The sequence below is a fragment of the Pseudazoarcus pumilus genome, from assembly GCF_002872475.1.
In the GTDB taxonomy this organism is placed as follows: Bacteria; Pseudomonadota; Gammaproteobacteria; order Burkholderiales; family Rhodocyclaceae; genus Pseudazoarcus; species Pseudazoarcus pumilus.
In genome coordinates this window covers 2884802-2901963 of record NZ_CP025682.1, presented here as the reverse complement: position 1 = coordinate 2901963, position 17162 = coordinate 2884802, and the positions used below count along the sequence as shown (strand labels likewise).

Here is a 17162-nt window from a genome sequence, read left to right as displayed (position 1 = left end):
CACGGGATGCGTCCGCGCGTGCTTGCGCCGATAATCGAGGTTTGCGGGAACAGGGGAATTCGATGCGAAGCATCTGCGTGTATTGCGGTTCGGCCCCCGGACGACGGCCCGAGTATGCTGCGGCCGCGCGCGCCTTCGGTGCTGCGCTGGCGCGGCGCGGACTGGGTCTGGTCTATGGCGGCGCTTCGGTCGGGCTGATGGGCGCGGTGGCCGATGCGGCGATCGCCGCCGGCGGCGAGGTCGTGGGCGTGATTCCCGAGTCGCTGATGAAGAAGGAGCTGGCCCACCCGAACATCACCGAGCTGATCGTCACGCGCTCGATGCACGAGCGCAAGACGGTCATGGCCGACCGCGCGGACGGCTTTGTCGCGCTGCCCGGCGGCATCGGCACCTTCGAGGAACTGTTCGAGATCTGGACCTGGGCGCAACTGGGTTTTCACCGCAAGCCCTGCGGCGTACTCAACGTCGCCGGCTACTACGACGGCCTGCTCGGCTTCCTCGATCATGCGCGCGACGAAGGCCTGCTCGCGCCCAGCGTACGTGCGGTGCTGCAGGTGGCCGACGATCCGGATGCGTTACTCGAGCGTTTCGCCGCCTGGCAGCCGCCGGATGTGGACCGCTGGCTGGGCCGCGGCGAGGTCTGATGCACGGGCGGTAGACTGCGGCGATCAAACTGATACGGAGGATCCATGAGCATTCGACTGGCGCCCGGCATGAATCTGGACGCCCTGCAGCAGCGCGCGCAGGGGACGCATCTGCCGGGTCACTTCGGTATCGAGTTCACTCATCTGGAAGCCGGCCTGGTCAAGGCGCGTCTGACGGTGCGCCCCGAACTGATGGCCACCAACGGCTATCTGCACGCCGCCACGGTGATCGCGCTGGCCGACACCTCCTGCGGCTTCGGCACCATCGCGCATCTGCCCGAGGACGCGTCCGGCTTCACGACGATCGAACTCAAGAGCAACTTCCTCGGCACCGTGCGCGAGGGCGCGATCCGCAGCGAAGCGCGCCCGGTGCATGCCGGACGCACCACCCAGGTGTGGGACGCCGAGGTGTTCGACGAGGCCAGCGGGCGGCGCATCGCGCTGTTTCGCTGCACCGAGATGATTCTCTATCCGCGCGGCTAAAGGCCTTCAGTACAGCAGGAATTCGCGACGAAGCTCCGCCCATGCGCGTTCGTCGCGCCCGGCGATCTCGTCGAGATCGGCCGGGCATGCGCCCGCATCGTCCACCCACTCGCGCAGCAGAGCACTGCCGTTGATCAGGTCGATGGCGAGGCGCTTGTGTTCGTACTCGTAGGGGAAGTCGCGCCACAGCGGATAGTCCGGGCAGAGGTGTCGGAGGGCCTTGAACGCCAGGGCTTGCAGCCGCCACGGGCGGAAGGCGGCGTGGTCGTAGGCAGGCGTGTCGACGTGGATGTGCACGCCGCTGCACAGCGTTCCGGCGTGCTTGTGGAAGGTCGGTTCGAACCAGCACGCGCGCAGCGTGCAGCCGGCGAGCCACTGCGGCGCCAGCGTGTGCATGGTGGCGATCAGCGCCTCGGCGTCCACGTCCGGCGCGCCGAACAGTTCCAGCGGCCGCGTCGTGCCGCGCCCTTCGGAGAGCGTCGTGCCTTCGAGCATCACCGTGCCGGCGTAGCAGCGCGCCATCGCCAGATTGGGCGCGTTGGGGCTGGGGTTGATCCATGCGCGATCCTCGGGCCAGCCGAAGCCGGGTGCGGCCTCGGGCTGCCATCCACCCATCGCGATCACCTGCAGATCGACGTCGAGTTCCAGGTGCGCGACGAACCAGCGCGCCAGTTCCCCCATCGTCATGCCGTGGCGCATCGGCATCGGGCCTGCGCCCACGAAACTCTCCCAGCCTGCGCGCAAGGTCAGGCCCTCGACTGGCCGCCCGGCGGGGTTGGGGCGGTCGAGCACCCACACGCTCTTGCCGTGGCGGGCGGCTTCTTCGAGCACATAGCGCAGCGTCGTGATGAAGGTGTAGATGCGGCAGCCCAGATCCTGCAGATCCACCAGCAGCACGTCGAAGCTCTCCATCATGCGCGCGGTGGGGCGGCGCACCTCGCCGTACAGGCTGAACACCGGAATGCCGTGGCGCGGGTCGATGAAGTCGGCCGACTCCACCATGTTGTCCTGCTTGTCGCCGCGCAGCCCGTGTTGCGGCCCGAAGGCGGCCGTCAGCCGGATTTCGGGCAGTGCGTCGAGCGCGTCGAGCGCGTGGCTCAGTCCTGGCGTGACCGAGGCCGGGTGGGCGAGCAGGGCGACGCGTCGGCCGGCCAGCGCGCCGCGCAGCGAGGCGTCGTCGAGCAGGCGGTCGAGACCGGTGCGGAAGGCTTGTTTCATGGTGTGAGCGGCGGGTGAAGCGGCGTCGCCGGACTGTCGCACAAGGCTCGCATCTTAACGCGCCCGGCGCCGCGATCGGCGGACCGGGCGTGCGTTCATGATCTGAAACAAGTGGCTACGCGGCGTTTGCAACTTTCCCCGGTCGCCCGGCCTATCCTGCACACGTGTTTGAGCAGGGAAGGAGAACGACATGAAAACGAAAGCCCTGATTCCGATGATTGCGCTGGCCGTGATGACGGCCGGCTGTTCGACCTGGGACGGCATGTCCAAGCGCGAGAAGAGCGCGGCGGTAGGCGCAGGCGCCGGTGGTGTGGCCGGCGCGGTGATCACCAACGGCGGCATCCTGGGAACCGTGGGTGGCGCGGCCATCGGTGGCGTGATCGGCGACCAGGTCGGCAAGAAGTAAGACTCCCCCGACGCCTTCGCGGCGTCTCCTCCTGGCAACGCGACCCTCACGGGTCGCGTTGTTTTTTTTGTCCCTTTCCGCCGCTTGCGGCGAGCGCAGCGCGGTGCGAATCGCCGATCAGCGCAGGGCACTCATGTCCGGTAACGCCACCAGAGTGCAGCCGGCACCGGTCAGCGCGTCGCGCACGGCATGGGCGACTTCCACGGCGTGGACGTTGTCGCCGTGCACGCAGACGCTGTGAAACGGCACTTCCAGTCGCTTGCCGCTGGCCGACACGATGGCGCCGGCCTCGAGCATGCGCAGCACGTGGGCGACACAGGCGGCGCGCTCGGTGAGCACCGCACCCGGCTGGCTGCGCGGCATCAGGTGGCCTTCGTCGGTGTACGCGCGGTCGGCGAAGATCTCGCCGGCCACGCGCAGGCCTGCGCGCCTTCCGGCCGCGTCGAGCTCCGAGCCGGCCGGCGCGAGCAGGATCAGCCCGGCGTCGAAGGCCTTGATCGCCTGCACCACGTTGCGCGCCATCGACGCGTCCTCGCTCGCCATGTTCGACAGTGCGCCATGCGGCTTCACATGCGTCATCGTCAGCCCCTCGACGCGCGCCATGCCGGCCAGCGCACCGAGCTGGTAGAGCACGATGGCCTGCAACTCGTCCGGTGCGACGTGCATCGCCCGCCGGCCGAAGCCCTGCAGGTCGGGAAAGGCCGGATGCGCCCCGATGCTCACGCGGTTGCGCCGCGCCGCATGCAGCGTGCGACGCATGATCTGCGGGTCGCCGGCGTGAAAGCCGCAGGCAATGCTCGCACTGTTGACGATGGAGAGCATCGTCGCGTCGTCGCCCATCTTCCAGGCGCCGAAGGATTCGCCGAGGTCGGCGTTCAGGTTCAGTTCCATCGTTCAGTCCGCTGTGTGCTCGGGTGGGGCCAGCGCGTCGATCACTCCGCCGACGAGGTTGACCGAATATAGCGCGTCCAAATCCGCGCCGTCGGCCGGCAAGGGGCGGATCGCTGCCAGCCAGGCGTCGAGCCGCGCGGCGTGCTCGCGCGCCGCGACCTCGCCGGCCACGGCATCGACCGCCGCGAAGCGCACGACATCGCCCGGGCGGCGCGTCGCCAGTCGACCCAGATCGGCCGAGATGACGGTGGCGATCTTGGGATAGCCGCCGGCGGTCTGCGCGTCGGCCAGCATTACGATGGGCTGGCCGTGGCCCGGCACCTGGATGGCGCCCGGCACGATGGCGTCGGAGACGATTTCGGGTGCAACTCCGCTGCGATGCGCGATGCTCGGCCCGTCGAGGCGCATGCCCATGCGGTCGGCGGCCGGTGCGACACGGTACTCGGTGGCCAGAAACGCGTCGAAAACCGTCGCCTCGAAGTAGTCCGCCTGCGGCCCGGGGATGACGCGAAACGGCGCCACGTCCGTTCGCGGTGGCGCGTCCAGCACCCGTTCCGGGCCCTGCGGCGCAGCGCGGGCCGCGATGCGTTCGCCCGCCGCGAGCCAGTGTCCGCCCAGCCCGGAGCGCGCATGCACCGAGGCGCTGCCGAGCACGCGCGCCACCTCGATGCCGGCGACCGCGAGCATCGCCACGCGGCCGTCGCGCACCGCGCGGATGCGCAGCGTCTCACCCGGCGCGAGTCGCAGGCTGCGCCAGGCGGCGATGCGGCGGCGTTCGCCGTCGCACTCCAGTTCCAGTTCGGCGTCACCGGCCACGGCCACACGCACGGGCGCGTCGCCCGCGGCGAAGCACTGTCCGCCTTCGAAGCACTCGATGGCCGGGGCGTCTGCTGCGTTGCCGGCCAGTCGGTTGGCAATTGCGAGCAGATCCGGGGCAAGCGCGCCCGACCATGGCACGCCGATGCGGCGATGGCCGAAGCGCCCGAGATCCTGCACCGAGGCGCCGGCACCGCTCGCGAGGATTTCCAGCACCGCGTTCATGACGTGTTCTGCGCGAAGGACTCGACAGCGATCTCGCCGCCGCGCAGGGCCGCGGCGATGCGCGCGTGCTCGGCCGTATCGACCGGCGCGAAGCGCACGCGGTCGCCGGCCGCGAGCAGGGCGGGGGCTGCGCGCGTCGCATCGAACAGCGGCACGGGACAGTTGGCGAGCAGATGCCAGCCGCCCGGGCTCTCCCACGGATAGATGGCGGTCAAGCCGTTGGCAATCGCCACGCTGCCGGCCGGCACGGCCACGCGCGGCTCGCTGCGACGCGGCAGGCGCAGGTCTTCCTCGACGTCGCCCATGAACGGGAAGCCGGGCAGAAAGCCGAGCATGTACACCGCGTACTCCTTGCCTGCGTGCAACTCGACGAGGGCGTCGGCGCGGATGCCGCAGCGTTGCGCGACATCCGCCAGGTCGGGCGCGAGATCGCCCTCGTAACAGGCCGGCAATCGCCAGCTGCGCCGCGTTGTCGCATCCGGCACGTCTGCCCCGGCCAGCAAGCCCTGCAGCGCCGGCAACAGTTCGGCGCGCGTGGTCGCAAGCGGATCGAAGAGGATGGTGAGCGAACGGAAGGTCGGCACCGTCTCGATCACGCCGGGCAGCGCGGCCCGCGCGCAGGCATGATCCAGCGCCGCGACGCGCGCCAGCAGCGCCGGGTCGATGGCGTCGCCGAATTCGACCGTGATCGCGCGGTCGCCGAGGTCGAGGATGCGGGGGTTCATGGGGCCGGAAACGCACGACGTGAGGGTTTCATCGCGCCAATGCTAGCAGGCCACGCAATGCTCTCACCGGGCGCGGGTCCGGCCGCGTGACGAGCGTGTCCGCATGGTCTGCTGAGCGCCGCGATCGCGCTCCTTTGCTCCGGTCGTTCTTTCAGCCCTTGCAGTGCAGCGACTGCGGGGGCTGAAAGCTGCGGGCGAATCCTAGGCTTGAGTCAGGTCTCCCGCACCGCCGGGGTAGCCAGCGAATGGCGAGGGTCAGAACAGCCATCCCATCGGCATCCTCAGGCCCAGCACGTCATCCATCAGCACCTGAAACGCCCCGACAACCAGTAAGCCCGTGACGGCGTAGGTGGCTGCGGTTCGGGCGTCCAGCCGATCGAAGGTGGCGATGGCGGTGAGCGCGAGGAAAGCCGTGAGGCCGGTGACGAAGAAGCCGACCACCGGCATCAGCATTGCCCAGGCTGCAACCACTGCCACGAGCGCGACGCGGCGCGGCATGGAGCCGCCCGGCGCGTCCGCGATGCCGGGCGGGCGGGGTGCGCGGGTGAACTGGGTCACCACGAGCAGCAGCGACAGCAGGCCGAGCATGATCGAGACGACGCTGGGGAAGACCGCGCCCATCGATGACATGTCGGCGGTCTCTCCGTAGGCCGCCCAGGCGAGCGCGGCGAAGGCGATGCCCCAGCCGATGGCGGGCGTGTCGCGGTGCTGCGCCGTGGCCTTGGTGGCCGGCTCGACGACCAGATCGGTGCGCTCGGTCGCCTTCGGGGCACGCCGCCACAGGCGGCGCAGCAGCGGCCACATCAGTGTGAGCACCGCGAACACGACGATGACGAGACTGATGGGACGACCGAAGAACATGGCCAGGGTCGAGCCGGTGGCGTTGCCGATCATCCAGGCCTGCACGAAGCCCTGCTCGGCAATCTGGCCGAGCACCAGCCCGAGCACGATGGGCGACGGCGAGAAACCGTAGCGCTGCAGCACCCACGCGATGACGCCGAGCAGCACCATCATCTTGGTGTCCTCGGGGTTGCTGTGGATGGCAAAGCTGCCGACCACGGTGAGGAAAGCCACCGTTGGCACCAGCAGCGACTTGGGAATGCGCACGATGCTCTTGTATGCGTAGCGGCCCAGCAGCAGGCCGACGGGCAGCATCAGCACGGTGGCGATGAGCAGACCGTACATGAAGGTGTACACGATGCCGCCCTGCTCGTTGAAGAGGCTGGGGCCGATCTTGAGGCCTTGCACCAGCAGCGCGCCGAGGATGATCGCGTCCGGCGGCGTGCCGGGAATACCCAGCACCAGCGTCGGGATGAAGCCGCCGCCCACGGTGGCGTTGTTGGACGACTCCGTGGCGATCACGCCGGCCGGCTCGCCGGTGCCGAAGCGTTCGGGGTGGCGCGAGGTGCGCCGCGCTTCGGAGTATGCGATCAGCCCTGCGATTGAGCCGCCCGCACCGGGCAGCATGCCGATCACCGTGCCGATGCCGCTGCTGCGCAGCAGGTTGAGCTTGCCGCCGAGCAGGATGCCGATTGATTCGCGCAGCCGGAAGCCGCTCTTGTCGGCCAGCACCGTGAGGTGGCCGGCGCGTGTCGCGACCAGATCGATCACGACCGGAATGCAGTACAGGCCGATGATGGCCGAGGTGATGTCGATGCCGCCGAGCAGGAACTGCGTGTCGAGCGTGTAGCGCACGTCGCCGCCGACCACGGCCACGCCGACGGCCGACATGAGCAGGCCGATACAGCCGCCGATGAGTCCTTTCACGGTGTTGCCGGCCGACAGCGCCGAGATCAGCGTGAGCCCCAGCACCGCGAGCCAGAAGTATTCGGGTGGGCCGAACATCAGCGCAACGTCGGCCAGCGGCGGCGCGAGCAGCAGCAGCGTCAACGCGCCCACCAGGCCGCCGGTGACCGATGCGAGGGTGGCGAGCGTGACGGCCAGGCCGCCATCTCCGCGCTTGGCCATCGGGTAGCCATCGAAGGTGGTCGAGATCGAGCTGGGTGTCCCCGGCGTATTCACCAGGATCGCGGCAAAGGCTCCGCCGTAGATCGCGCCGGTGTAGATCGCGCCGAGCGCGATCAGGCCCGAAGCCGGTGACATGGCGAACGTGAAGGGCACGAGGATGGCCACCGCCATGGTCGCCGACAGCCCCGGCAGCGCGCCGATGAAGGTGCCCAGCGTGACGCCAGCGAGTGCCAGAAGGAGATTGAACGGCGACAGCGCGTCGCCCAGGTAGCTGAGCATTTCCATGCAGGAATTCCCCCGAGGATGCGTGGGCCGGTGGCGGGACAAGCCCGCCGCCGGGTGCTGGAAAGTGCGCGCCTTACTGCTTCTTGATGCCGAGCTTGTCGGCCATCGCGGCGTATTCCTTCTTCTTCTCGGCCACGAACTTCGGCATGTCGCGGTAGCCGACATCGGTCAACACGAAGCCGCCGTCCTCCATCTTCTTCTTGAAGCCGGGGTCGGCGTTGATCTTGCTGATGATGTCCGACAGACGCAGCCGGATGTCCTCCGGCGTGCTTGCAGGCACCGAGACGCCCCGGTAGGCGCCACCGACAATGTCGTAACCCAGCTCACGGAAGGTCGGCACGTCCGGGAAGGCCGGCATGCGCTCTGCGGAGGCGACCGCGAGCATGCGCATCTTGCCGGCGTGTGCGATGGCAGACGGTGCGTAGTTGAAGCCGGCCAGTGTCTGCTTGCCGAGTACCGCCGTGACGGCCGGGCCGGTGCCGCTGAAGGGGATGTAGGTGGTCTTGATGCCTGCCATTTCGTCGAAACGCACCTGCGCGAGGTGGTTCGACGAATTCGAGCCGGAGCCGCTGAAGGTCACCATGCCGGGGTTCTTCTTCGCGTACTCGACGAGATCCTTCAGCGTCTTGAAGTCACTGTCGACGTGCGCAAAGATCGCGTCCGGCGTGTAGTGGAAGTAGTGCACCGGCGTCAGGTCGTCGGTCTGGTAACCGACATCCTTCTGCATCGGCTGCAGCACGGTATGCGGCAGGTTGATGCCCATCATCGTATAGCCGTCGCCGGGCAGGGAATTGAGCTTGGACCACGCTTGCGCGCCGCCGGCGCCGGCCATGTACTGGATCACGACTTCAACGCCAGCCACGCTCTTGAACACCGATTGCTGAAAGCGGGCCGAAATGTCGGACTCGCCACCGGCGTTGAACGGGATGATGTAGTCGATGGATTTCTCGGGGTAGCCCGCGGCGGACGCACTGCCAAGTCCGATGGCGGCCGCAGCGGCGAGTCCGAGTGCCATGCCGATGATGGATGTGTTGCGGTGGGTTCTTTTCATGATGGTCTCCTCCTGTGTCTTCTTGTGGGTCGCTCGCACGTCGACGTAGGTCGGCGTGGCGGGCCTGGTTGGGCCGTGAGGCCCGAAAACGCGGATTCAGGCGCTCTTGCGGCGCGTGGCAAACAGCAGCTGGCACACCCGGTCGGTGACCTGCGCGGTCGTTGCCGTCCCGTCCAGGTCTCCGGTGTGCATGGTGGTGTCGGCGGTCACGGCCTCGATGGCGCGCATCAGTTGTGCGGCGGCTTCGTGTTCGCCGAGGTGTTCGAGCAGCATCACCACCGACCAGAAGGTGCCGACCGGATTGGCCAGGCCCTTGCCCATGATGTCGAAGGCCGAACCGTGGATCGGCTCGAACATGGACGGGTAGCGGTGTTCGGGGTCGATGTTGCCGGTGGGCGCGATGCCCAGGCTCCCTGCCAGTGCAGCCGCCAGATCGCTCAGGATGTCGGCGTGCAGGTTGGTGGCGACGATGGTGTCGAGCGAGGCCGGGCGATTGACCATGCGCGCGGTCATCGCGTCGACCAGCTCCTTGTCCCAGCTCACGTCGGGGAATTCGCGCGCGATCTCGCGGGCAATTTCGTCCCACATCACCATGGCGTGGCGCTGGGCGTTGCTCTTGGTGACCACGGTGAGCTTGCGGCGCGGGCGCGATTGCGCCAGCCGGAAGGCAAAGCGCAGCACGCGCTCGACGCCGACGCGCGTCATCAGCGTGACGTCGGTGGCAGCCTCGATCGGGTGGCCCTGATGCACGCGCCCGCCGACGCCGGCGTATTCACCCTCCGAGTTCTCGCGCACGATCACCCAGTCGAGGTCTCCCGGTTTGCAGCGCTTTAGCGGCGCGTCGATGCCGGGGAGGATGCGCGTCGGGCGCACGTTGGCGTACTGGTCGAAGCCCTGGCAGATCTTCAGCCGCAGGCCCCACAGCGTGATGTGGTCGGGAATGTCCGGGTCGCCGGCCGAACCGAACAGGATCGCGTCCTTGTCGCGCAGCGCGTCCAGCCCGTCGGCCGGCATCATCACGCCGTGCTGGCGGTAGTAGTCGCCGCCCCAGTCGAAGTTCTCGAACTCGAAGCCAAAGCGGCCACTGGCGGCGGCGAGCGCTTCCATCACCTGTTGCCCGGCCGGCACGACTTCCTTGCCGATGCCGTCTCCCGGAATCGTCGCGATGCGATAGACCTTCATGGTGTCCAATCCTTTGGCATGTCTCGGTGGCCACACTTTAGGAATTGGACGGGGTCATGAATCGCCGCTAGAGTGAATCCATCATTAACCTGGAATAACAAATCGGGCGATGGCGAACGATATCCTGCCAAACGATCTTGGTTTTTTTTCGGTGCTCGCCTCGTCCGGCAGCCTCAGCGCCGCCGCGCGCGAGCTCGGCATCACGACGCCGGCCGTCAGCAAGCATCTGGCGCAGATGGAAGCGCGCCTCGGCATGCCGCTGGTCGTGCGCACCACGCGGCGCATGAGCCTGACCCCGGAGGGGCAGCTTTATCTGGAGCACGCGCGGCGCATCCTCGGCGAGATCGACGAGATGGCGCAGTTGCTCGGCGGCTCGCGCAGCGAGCCGGTCGGCCTGCTGCGCGTCAATGCCACGCTCGGCTTCGGGCGCAGCCACGTCGCGCCGCTGATTTCGCGCTTCGTGCGCAAATACCCGAAGGTGGAAGTGCAGCTGCAACTGTCGGTGAACCCGCCGCCGCTCACCGATGACGCCTTCGACGTGTGCGTGCGCTTCGGCGAGCCGCCCGACGCGCGCGTGATCGCACGCCGCATCGCGCCCAACCGCCGCGTGCTGTGCGCGTCGCCCGCCTACCTCGCAAAGCACGGCACGCCGCGCGAGCCGCGCGACCTTTTGCAGCACAACTGCATCGGCATCCGCCAGGGGGACGAGGCCTATGGCCTGTGGCGGCTCACGCCCGCGCGTGGTCGCAACCCCTCGGCCGAGGCCATCAAGACGCGCGGCAGCCTCGCGACCAACGACGGCGAGATCGCCGTGAGCTGGGCGCTGGACGGCCACGGCATCCTGCTGCGCGCGGAATGGGACATCGAACGCTACCTGCAGAGCGGCCGTCTGGTGCAGGTGCTGCCGCAGTACCGCACGCCGGACGCCGACATCTACGCGGTGTACCCGCAACACCACCAGTCGGCCCCGCGCGTGCGTGCCTTCGTCGACTTCCTCGTGCTGTCCATCTCGCAGCAGGCTTCGCAGTGACGGGCCGCGCCGGGTTCTGCCGGCGCGGACCACCTTTGTCCCCCGGTTAACGATGCCTTGAGTTTCGGCGCGTATCCGCACGGCCGCCCCTCTCTAGAGTTCGCCCTGTCGTGCGATCCGCGGCCGGCCGGCACCCGTCCGTCGCCCGCACCCGCATCGTTTTTTAGGAGCCGGACATGGAAGAAACTGCAAACCGGGACGCCGCCGTCCAACAACTGACCGACGTGATGTGGAAGTTCACGGCCTACATCGGCAAGCGCCTGCCAACCGACGTGACCGCCAAGCTGGCGGACCTGCGTTCGAAGGAAACGCACCCGCTGGCCGCCGCCGTGTACCAGTCGATGAAGGAAAACCAGGAAGCGGCCGACCGCCTCGACCGGCCGAGCTGTCAGGACACCGGCGTGATCCAGTACTTCATCAACGCCGGCGCGCGCTTTCCGCTGCTCGGCGAACTGGAGGACATTCTCCGGAACGCCACGCTGGAGGCCACGCGTCAGGGCCCGCTGCGCCACAACGCGGTCGAGACTTTCGACGAGAAGAACACCGGCACCAACACCGGTTCGAAGATTCCCTGGCTGGACTGGGAGATTGACCCCAAGGGTGATTCAGCCACCATCGACGTGTACATGGCCGGTGGCGGCTGCACCTTGCCGGGCGCGGCCAAGGTGCTGATGCCGGGCGAGGGCTACGAGGGCGTGGCCGAGTTCGTGTTCGACGTGATCACCTCGCGCGGCGTCAATGCCTGCCCGCCGATGCTGGTCGGCGTGGGCGTGTCGACCTCGGCCGAGACCGCCGCGCGGCTGTCGAAGAAGGCCATCCTGCGCCCGGTCGATTCGCGCCACCCCAACGCCAACGCGGCGCGCATGGAAGAGTTGCTCGAAGAAGGCCTCAACGAAGTCGGCCTCGGCCCGCAGGGGCTCACCGGCAACGCCAGCGTGATGGGCGTGAACATCGAGTCCTCCGCGCGCCACCCCTCGACCATCGGCGTGGCGGTGTCGACCGGCTGCTGGGCGCACCGGCGCGGACGCATCCGCATCAACGCCGACCTGTCCTACGAAATCCTTTCGCACGAGGGGGTCGCACTGTGAGCACTCAAAAGAAGATCCTGACCACGCCGATCAAGGACGAAGACCTCGCCGAGCTCAACGTCGGTGACGTGGTGTATCTCACCGGCCAGCTCGTCACCTGCCGCGACGTCGCGCACCGCCGCCTGATCGAACTCGGCCGCGACCTGCCGGTGAATCTCGAAGGCGGCGCGATCTTCCACGCCGGCCCGATCGTGCGGCAGAAGGACGACGGCAGCTACGAGATGGTGTCCATCGGCCCGACCACCAGCATGCGCATGGAAAAGTTCGAGCGCGAGTTCATCGCCCGCACCGGCGTGAAGCTGGTCGTCGGCAAGGGCGGCATGGGTGCCGAGACCGCCGCCGGCTGTCTGGAGAACAAGGCCGTGCACGCGATCTTTCCGGGTGGCTGCGCGGTGCTCGCCGCGACCCAGGTCGAGGAGATCGAGGACGCGCAGTGGAAGGATCTGGGCATGCCCGAGACGCTGTGGGTGAACCGTGTGCGCGAGTTCGGCCCGCTGATCATCTCGATCGACACCAAGGGGCGCAATCTGATCGACGAGAACAAGGCGCGCTTCAACGAGAAGAAGAAGCCGATCCTCGAGCGCATCAACCGCGAGGTGCGCTTCATCAAGTAGTCCCTGCGGCTCGCGCGACGCCTTGCAGCGTCCGCGTGAGCCAGGCGCAATTGCCTGATAAAATTGCAGCTTCGCCGCCCGGGGATGCCCCTCGGGCGGCTCACTTTTTTGCAGAAACGCATGGCCGATACCCCTTTCCCGCCCGATCTGGTCGAGGACGTCAGGAAGCGACGCACCTTCGGCATCATCTCCCACCCCGATGCGGGCAAGACCACGCTGACCGAGAAGCTGCTGCTGTTCGGTGGCGCGATCCAGCTCGCCGGGACGGTCAAGGCGCGCAAGAGTTCGCGCCACGCCACCTCCGACTGGATGGAGGTGGAGAAGCAGCGCGGCATCTCGGTGACCAGCTCGGTGATGCAGTTCGAGTATGCGGACCACACCATCAACCTGCTCGATACGCCGGGCCACCAGGACTTCTCGGAAGACACCTATCGCGTGCTCACGGCGGTGGATGCGGCGGTGATGGTGATCGACGCGGCCAACGGCGTGGAGGCGCAGACCATCAAGCTGCTGGAGGTGTGCCGGCTGCGCAATACGCCCATCATCACCTTCATCAACAAGCTCGACCGCGAGGTCAAGGAGCCCTTCGACCTGCTCTCCGAGATCGAGGACGTGCTCAGGATCGAGTGCGCGCCGGTTACCTGGCCGCTGGGCATGGGCAAGCGCTTCGGCGGGGTCTACCACCTGCTCGACGACAAGGTGCTGCGCTTCGTGCCGGGCGAAGAAAAGCGTTCCGAGGCCGAGGTCATCGACGGCATCGACAACCCGCGCCTGGATGCCGATTTCCCGCGCGAGATCGGCCAGTTGCGCGACGACGTCGAACTGGTTTCCGGCGCGTCCAACCCGTTTTCGCTGGAAGACTTTCTGGCCGGGCGACAGACGCCGGTGTTCTTCGGCTCGGCGATCAACAACTTCGGCGTGCAGGAGGTGCTGCAGGCACTGCTCGATTGGGCGCCGCCGCCGCAGCCGCGGGTTGCGGGCGTCAAAGGGGCGGATGCGCGCTTCGTCGAGCCGGCCGAGGCGCCGTTTACCGGCTTCGTGTTCAAGATCCAGGCCAACATGGATCCGCGCCACCGCGATCGCATCGCCTTCTTCCGCATCTGCTCGGGGCGCTACAACTCGGGCATGAAGGTCAAGCATGTGCGCATGGGGCGCGAGATGAAGCTCGCCAATGCGCTGACCTTCATGGCCAACGAGCGCGTGCACAAGGAAGACGGCGTGGCCGGCGACATCATCGGCATCCACAACCACGGCCAGCTGCAGATCGGCGACACGCTGAGCGAAGGCGAGAACCTGGGTTTTCGCGGCATCCCGTACTTCTCGCCGGAGATGTTCCGCGCGGCCCGCCTGCGCGACCCGCTGAAATCCAAGCAGCTCGAGAAGGGGCTCAAGGAACTCGGCGAGGAGGGCGCAATCCAGGTCTTCGAGCTCGAGGGCGGCAATCTGCTGCTCGGCGCGGTCGGCCAGTTGCAGTTCGAGGTCGTCGAGCAGCGCCTCAGGGACGAATACAAGGTCGATGCGATCTTCGAATCCGCGGACATCTACACCGCTCGCTGGCTGACCTTCCCGGACGACCTGACGCGTCGCAATTTCGAGCGCGAACAGGCGCTGCGTCTGGGCAAGGACATCGATGGCAACCCGGTGTATCTGGCCAGTACCCGCTACAACCTCGACGTGACGATGGAGAAATGGCCCAAGGTGGCCTTCCACGCCACGCGCGAGCACGGCGAGGTGCTTTGATGTCGTTGCGAGCGCAGCGCAGCAATCCCGATCCAGTGGAGATTGCTTCGTCGCTGCACGCCTCGCAATGACACGCTCCCGGTCTGCAATGAACGCGCCCGGCGCAACGCCGGTCTGACCCGCATGGACGACCCCCGCTCCACCCGCCGCCTCGGGCGCGGCATGATGTTTCTCGCCAGCCTGGCGCTGCTTGGCCTGCTGTGGCTGGGCTTCGACGGTTATCTGGACAATTCCTGGAACCCCAACCGCGACCTCTCGGTACAGGAGGGGCAGAGCGAACTGGTGCTCAAGCGCAACCGTGCCGGCCACTATGTCGCCCCCGGTACGATCAACGGCGAGGCGGTGACCTTCCTGCTCGATACCGGCGCCACGCAGGTTTCCGTGCCGGCCCATCTGGCCGATGCGCTGGGTCTGGTGCCGGGAACGCCGGCGCGCGTGTCGACGGCCAATGGCAGCGTGACGGTGCGCCAGACGGTGATCGACGAACTCGGCCTCGGGCCGTTCCTGGCGCGCAATGTGCGCGGCCACCTCAATCCCGGCTATCGCTCCGACGAGATCCTGCTCGGCATGAGCGTGCTGCGGAACCTGGAGTTCACCCAGCGTGGCGACACGCTGATCCTGCGCGCGCCGGGGCGTTGAGTCGCTTTTCCGGTGCGACCGTCCCGATCTGTAGCCTGCGTTTCGCCCTCCTGATCGACCTGCCGCGCACGCATCTGCGGGAAGCCTGCTGGGCGCAACATGGTCGAACTGCCCACCCATGCGGGGCGTCACGACCTGCTCGCGCGGTGAGGAAGTCCGTGCTTGTCGCGTGGGTTGGCGACGACTATCGTGGAAGCCCAGAGCCCGACGGGAGATGGACATGGCGCCGCACGAGCGCGGACATCGCGACGAAGAACGCGGTACGCGCAAGCTGCCGATCGCGGCGCTGCTGTGGACGATCGGCTATTCCGGCCTGCACGTCACCGTGCTGGTGCGCGCGGTCATGGCCTACCAGAAACCGGCGCTGCTCGGCAGCCTGTCGTTCTGGGCCGTGTCGATGGCGCTGGTCACGGTGTGCGTCGCCTTCATGACCGCCGGCTTGGGGGAATGCGACGCGTCGCTGACGCCTGGGCTCAGGCGGTTTCCTCGAACAGCACGTGATACACGTAGGCCGTCAGCGCGAGCTGGTCCTGCGGTGGCATGTCGACGAACTGGATACCGTGCTGGTTGCCGGTTCCGCCGGGAATTTCGACGTCACGCTGCACGCTGCGCACGACGCCGTCGAGCTGGAAGTACTGTTCGATTTCGTTGACATTGGCGCGGAAGGTCATGTGAATGCGGTCCTCGGAGCGGCCGACCAACTCCTTCGATGCGAGCGAGCAGCCGCCGGTGCTGAGGTTGTCGATCAGTCCCGAGCGTGCATTGCCCCGCACGTCGGTCACCGCCGTGATCAGGTTCACCCGCGCCCGTGCCCCGCTGCGCACCACCAGCCCTTTCACATGGCCCGGCCAGGTCAGGTGCAGGTGCGGATAGGGCACGTTCGCAACCTTGAAAACCGTGGCCGGGAAGGCGTAGGCGCTCTTGCCCGAGAACAGTCGTACGACGAAGTTCTGTCCTTCGCGCATGAGCAGGAACTTGCCATCCTGCGTCGGCGTCGTGACGATCAGCCCCTTGCCCCTGAGGTAGCCGATCAGCTTGACCGTGTACCGTGTCCCTGCGCCGCCCTCGGTCTGGCTCTGCAGGTGCAGGGCGTCGCCGATGGCGAGCTTGATGTCCTCCAGCGCGCGGTCTTCCTCGCGCGCAGATTCTGCTTCGTCGGAGGGTGACTGAGCGTTGCCGTTCGCCTGTGCCATCGTCGCAGCCAAGATGTCCGTGAGTGCGGACCGCCGGGGCCGCGCCAGCATCTTTGTCGATGCGGGGGGCGGCGCGCAAGCGTGCGCGCCGAAAGTGTTGGGTTTTCGCGCCAGTGCGGCCCTGTTTCAGTCCTTGCCGGAGGACGGCTGATCCCGGTCAAGGAAGAAATCCACCGCCTGCTGCGCGATCTCGGGCGTGAGCTTGTGCGTACCCTCGAACGGCACGAAATGCACGTCGTAACCGGCCTCGATGAGCTTTTCGGCCTTGGCCTTGCCGGCGCGCTCGAACGGCAACTGCTCGTCCTGGTAGCCGTGCGAGAGGAAGATCTTCGGTGCGCCGTGCTGCATGAACACCGACAGGAACCCGCCCGACATGGCGATTACGTGGCTGACGAGGTCGCCGTTGGTGACACCGGCGAACAGCGAGTAGCTGCAGCCGTCCGAGAAGCCGCCGAAGGCGAAGTGCTGCGGGTCGATGTCGAAGTGGTCGGCGACGATGGACAGCGCCTTGTCCAGACGCTCGATGTCCGGCCCGCTGCCGCCGATGACGATGTCCCATGTGACCAGCATCGAATGCGGCGCGAGGATCACGAAGCCTTCGCGCTCGGCATGCTCGGCGAAGAATTTCAGGATCTTGTCCGGGAAACCGCCGGCGCCGTGAAACAGCACCAGAAGCTTCACCGGTTTCGTCGGATCGACACTTTCCGGCACGAACAACAGGTAATCGCGCTCTTCGGAAAGGCCGAGGTAATGCCTGCCGGGGCCGAACGGCGGCTGGGTGGGCTTGGTGTGGCTGAAGTTGAGTCGGCCAAAGAGAGATAGATCGAACATGAGGCCGATTCTATCGCGGTTGGGCGGGCGGGGGGAGCGTCCGATGTGCCGGGCGCAGTCCGGCCGGTGTTGCATGGAAACATCGGCGTGAAACATCTTCGCAACATCGCTTGCATTTCGCACTTGCACGCGC

At 67.3% G+C, this 17162-nt stretch carries 17 protein-coding genes; 8 read left to right on the top strand and 9 right to left on the bottom strand.

Annotation, left to right across the window (positions count from 1 at the left end; translation table 11 throughout):
- Positions 1-62 precede the first annotated feature (62 nt).
- Together C0099_RS14180 and C0099_RS14175 are read left to right on the top strand one after the other, a co-directional pair.
- On the top strand, positions 63-644 hold the full coding sequence (locus C0099_RS14180; RefSeq protein WP_102248030.1) for an LOG family protein: 582 nt from the start codon (positions 63-65) through the stop codon (positions 642-644).
- Between the two features lie 45 nt (positions 645-689).
- A complete protein-coding gene (locus C0099_RS14175; protein WP_102248029.1) occupies positions 690-1127 on the top strand; it encodes a PaaI family thioesterase in 438 nt (145 codons plus the stop codon).
- Positions 1128-1133: 6 nt separating this feature from the next.
- On the opposite strand, the gene C0099_RS14170 is transcribed toward C0099_RS14175, so the two are convergent.
- Complete coding sequence (locus C0099_RS14170; protein WP_102248028.1) at positions 1134-2345, bottom strand: exo-beta-N-acetylmuramidase NamZ family protein; 1212 nt, start codon at positions 2343-2345, stop codon at positions 1134-1136.
- 190 nt (positions 2346-2535) lie between these two features.
- Between C0099_RS14170 and C0099_RS14165 the strand changes: the two genes are divergently transcribed.
- The gene (locus C0099_RS14165; protein WP_102248027.1) at positions 2536-2751 is read left to right on the top strand and encodes a glycine zipper 2TM domain-containing protein; all 216 of its coding nucleotides are present in this window, start codon (positions 2536-2538) and stop codon (positions 2749-2751) included.
- A gap of 117 nt (positions 2752-2868) precedes the next feature.
- Here the strand turns inward: C0099_RS14165 and C0099_RS14160 are convergent, their stop codons facing one another.
- The 6 genes from C0099_RS14160 to C0099_RS14135 all read right to left on the bottom strand — a co-directional run bounded on the left by C0099_RS14160 (position 2869) and on the right by C0099_RS14135 (position 9894).
- The gene (locus tag C0099_RS14160; protein WP_102248026.1) at positions 2869-3642 is read right to left on the bottom strand and encodes a LamB/YcsF family protein; all 774 of its coding nucleotides are present in this window, start codon (positions 3640-3642) and stop codon (positions 2869-2871) included.
- Positions 3643-3645: 3 nt separating this feature from the next.
- A complete protein-coding gene (locus C0099_RS14155; protein WP_102248025.1) occupies positions 3646-4683 on the bottom strand; it encodes a 5-oxoprolinase subunit C family protein in 1038 nt (345 codons plus the stop codon).
- On the bottom strand, positions 4680-5408 hold the full coding sequence (gene pxpB, locus C0099_RS14150) for a 5-oxoprolinase subunit PxpB (RefSeq protein WP_102248024.1): 729 nt from the start codon (positions 5406-5408) through the stop codon (positions 4680-4682). The genes C0099_RS14155 and pxpB overlap by 4 nt, the downstream gene beginning before the upstream one ends.
- Before the next feature lie 255 nt (positions 5409-5663).
- Positions 5664-7661, bottom strand: a complete 1998-nt coding sequence (locus C0099_RS14145; RefSeq protein WP_102248023.1) for a tripartite tricarboxylate transporter permease — start codon at positions 7659-7661, stop codon at positions 5664-5666.
- 73 nt (positions 7662-7734) lie between these two features.
- Positions 7735-8712 (bottom strand): tripartite tricarboxylate transporter substrate binding protein, encoded by a 978-nt coding sequence (locus C0099_RS14140; RefSeq protein WP_102248022.1) that lies wholly within the window; start codon positions 8710-8712, stop codon positions 7735-7737.
- A 96-nt stretch (positions 8713-8808) separates the two neighbouring features.
- Complete coding sequence (locus tag C0099_RS14135; protein ID WP_102248021.1) at positions 8809-9894, bottom strand: tartrate dehydrogenase; 1086 nt, start codon at positions 9892-9894, stop codon at positions 8809-8811.
- 109 nt (positions 9895-10003) lie between these two features.
- Between C0099_RS14135 and C0099_RS14130 the strand changes: the two genes are divergently transcribed.
- From C0099_RS14130 to C0099_RS14110, 5 genes are all read left to right on the top strand, one after another.
- Positions 10004-10924: a LysR substrate-binding domain-containing protein gene (locus tag C0099_RS14130; protein ID WP_102248020.1), complete on the top strand. Its 921-nt coding sequence runs from the start codon at positions 10004-10006 to the stop codon at positions 10922-10924.
- Positions 10925-11100: 176 nt separating this feature from the next.
- A complete protein-coding gene (ttdA, locus tag C0099_RS14125; RefSeq protein WP_102248019.1) occupies positions 11101-12012 on the top strand; it encodes a L(+)-tartrate dehydratase subunit alpha in 912 nt (303 codons plus the stop codon).
- Complete coding sequence (gene ttdB, locus C0099_RS14120; RefSeq protein WP_102248018.1) at positions 12009-12626, top strand: L(+)-tartrate dehydratase subunit beta; 618 nt, start codon at positions 12009-12011, stop codon at positions 12624-12626. The genes ttdA and ttdB overlap by 4 nt, the downstream gene beginning before the upstream one ends.
- 120 nt (positions 12627-12746) lie before the next feature.
- A complete protein-coding gene (locus tag C0099_RS14115; RefSeq protein ID WP_102248017.1) occupies positions 12747-14366 on the top strand; it encodes a peptide chain release factor 3 in 1620 nt (539 codons plus the stop codon).
- 123 nt (positions 14367-14489) lie between these two features.
- Complete coding sequence (locus C0099_RS14110) at positions 14490-15005, top strand: retropepsin-like aspartic protease family protein (RefSeq protein WP_102248016.1); 516 nt, start codon at positions 14490-14492, stop codon at positions 15003-15005.
- 473 nt (positions 15006-15478) lie between these two features.
- Here the strand turns inward: C0099_RS14110 and C0099_RS14105 are convergent, their stop codons facing one another.
- Positions 15479-16198, bottom strand: a complete 720-nt coding sequence (locus C0099_RS14105; RefSeq protein ID WP_164084945.1) for a flagellar brake protein — start codon at positions 16196-16198, stop codon at positions 15479-15481.
- Between the two features lie 126 nt (positions 16199-16324).
- On the bottom strand, positions 16325-17029 hold the full coding sequence (locus tag C0099_RS14100) for an alpha/beta hydrolase (protein ID WP_102248014.1): 705 nt from the start codon (positions 17027-17029) through the stop codon (positions 16325-16327).
- Between the last annotated feature and the right edge of the window lie 133 nt (positions 17030-17162).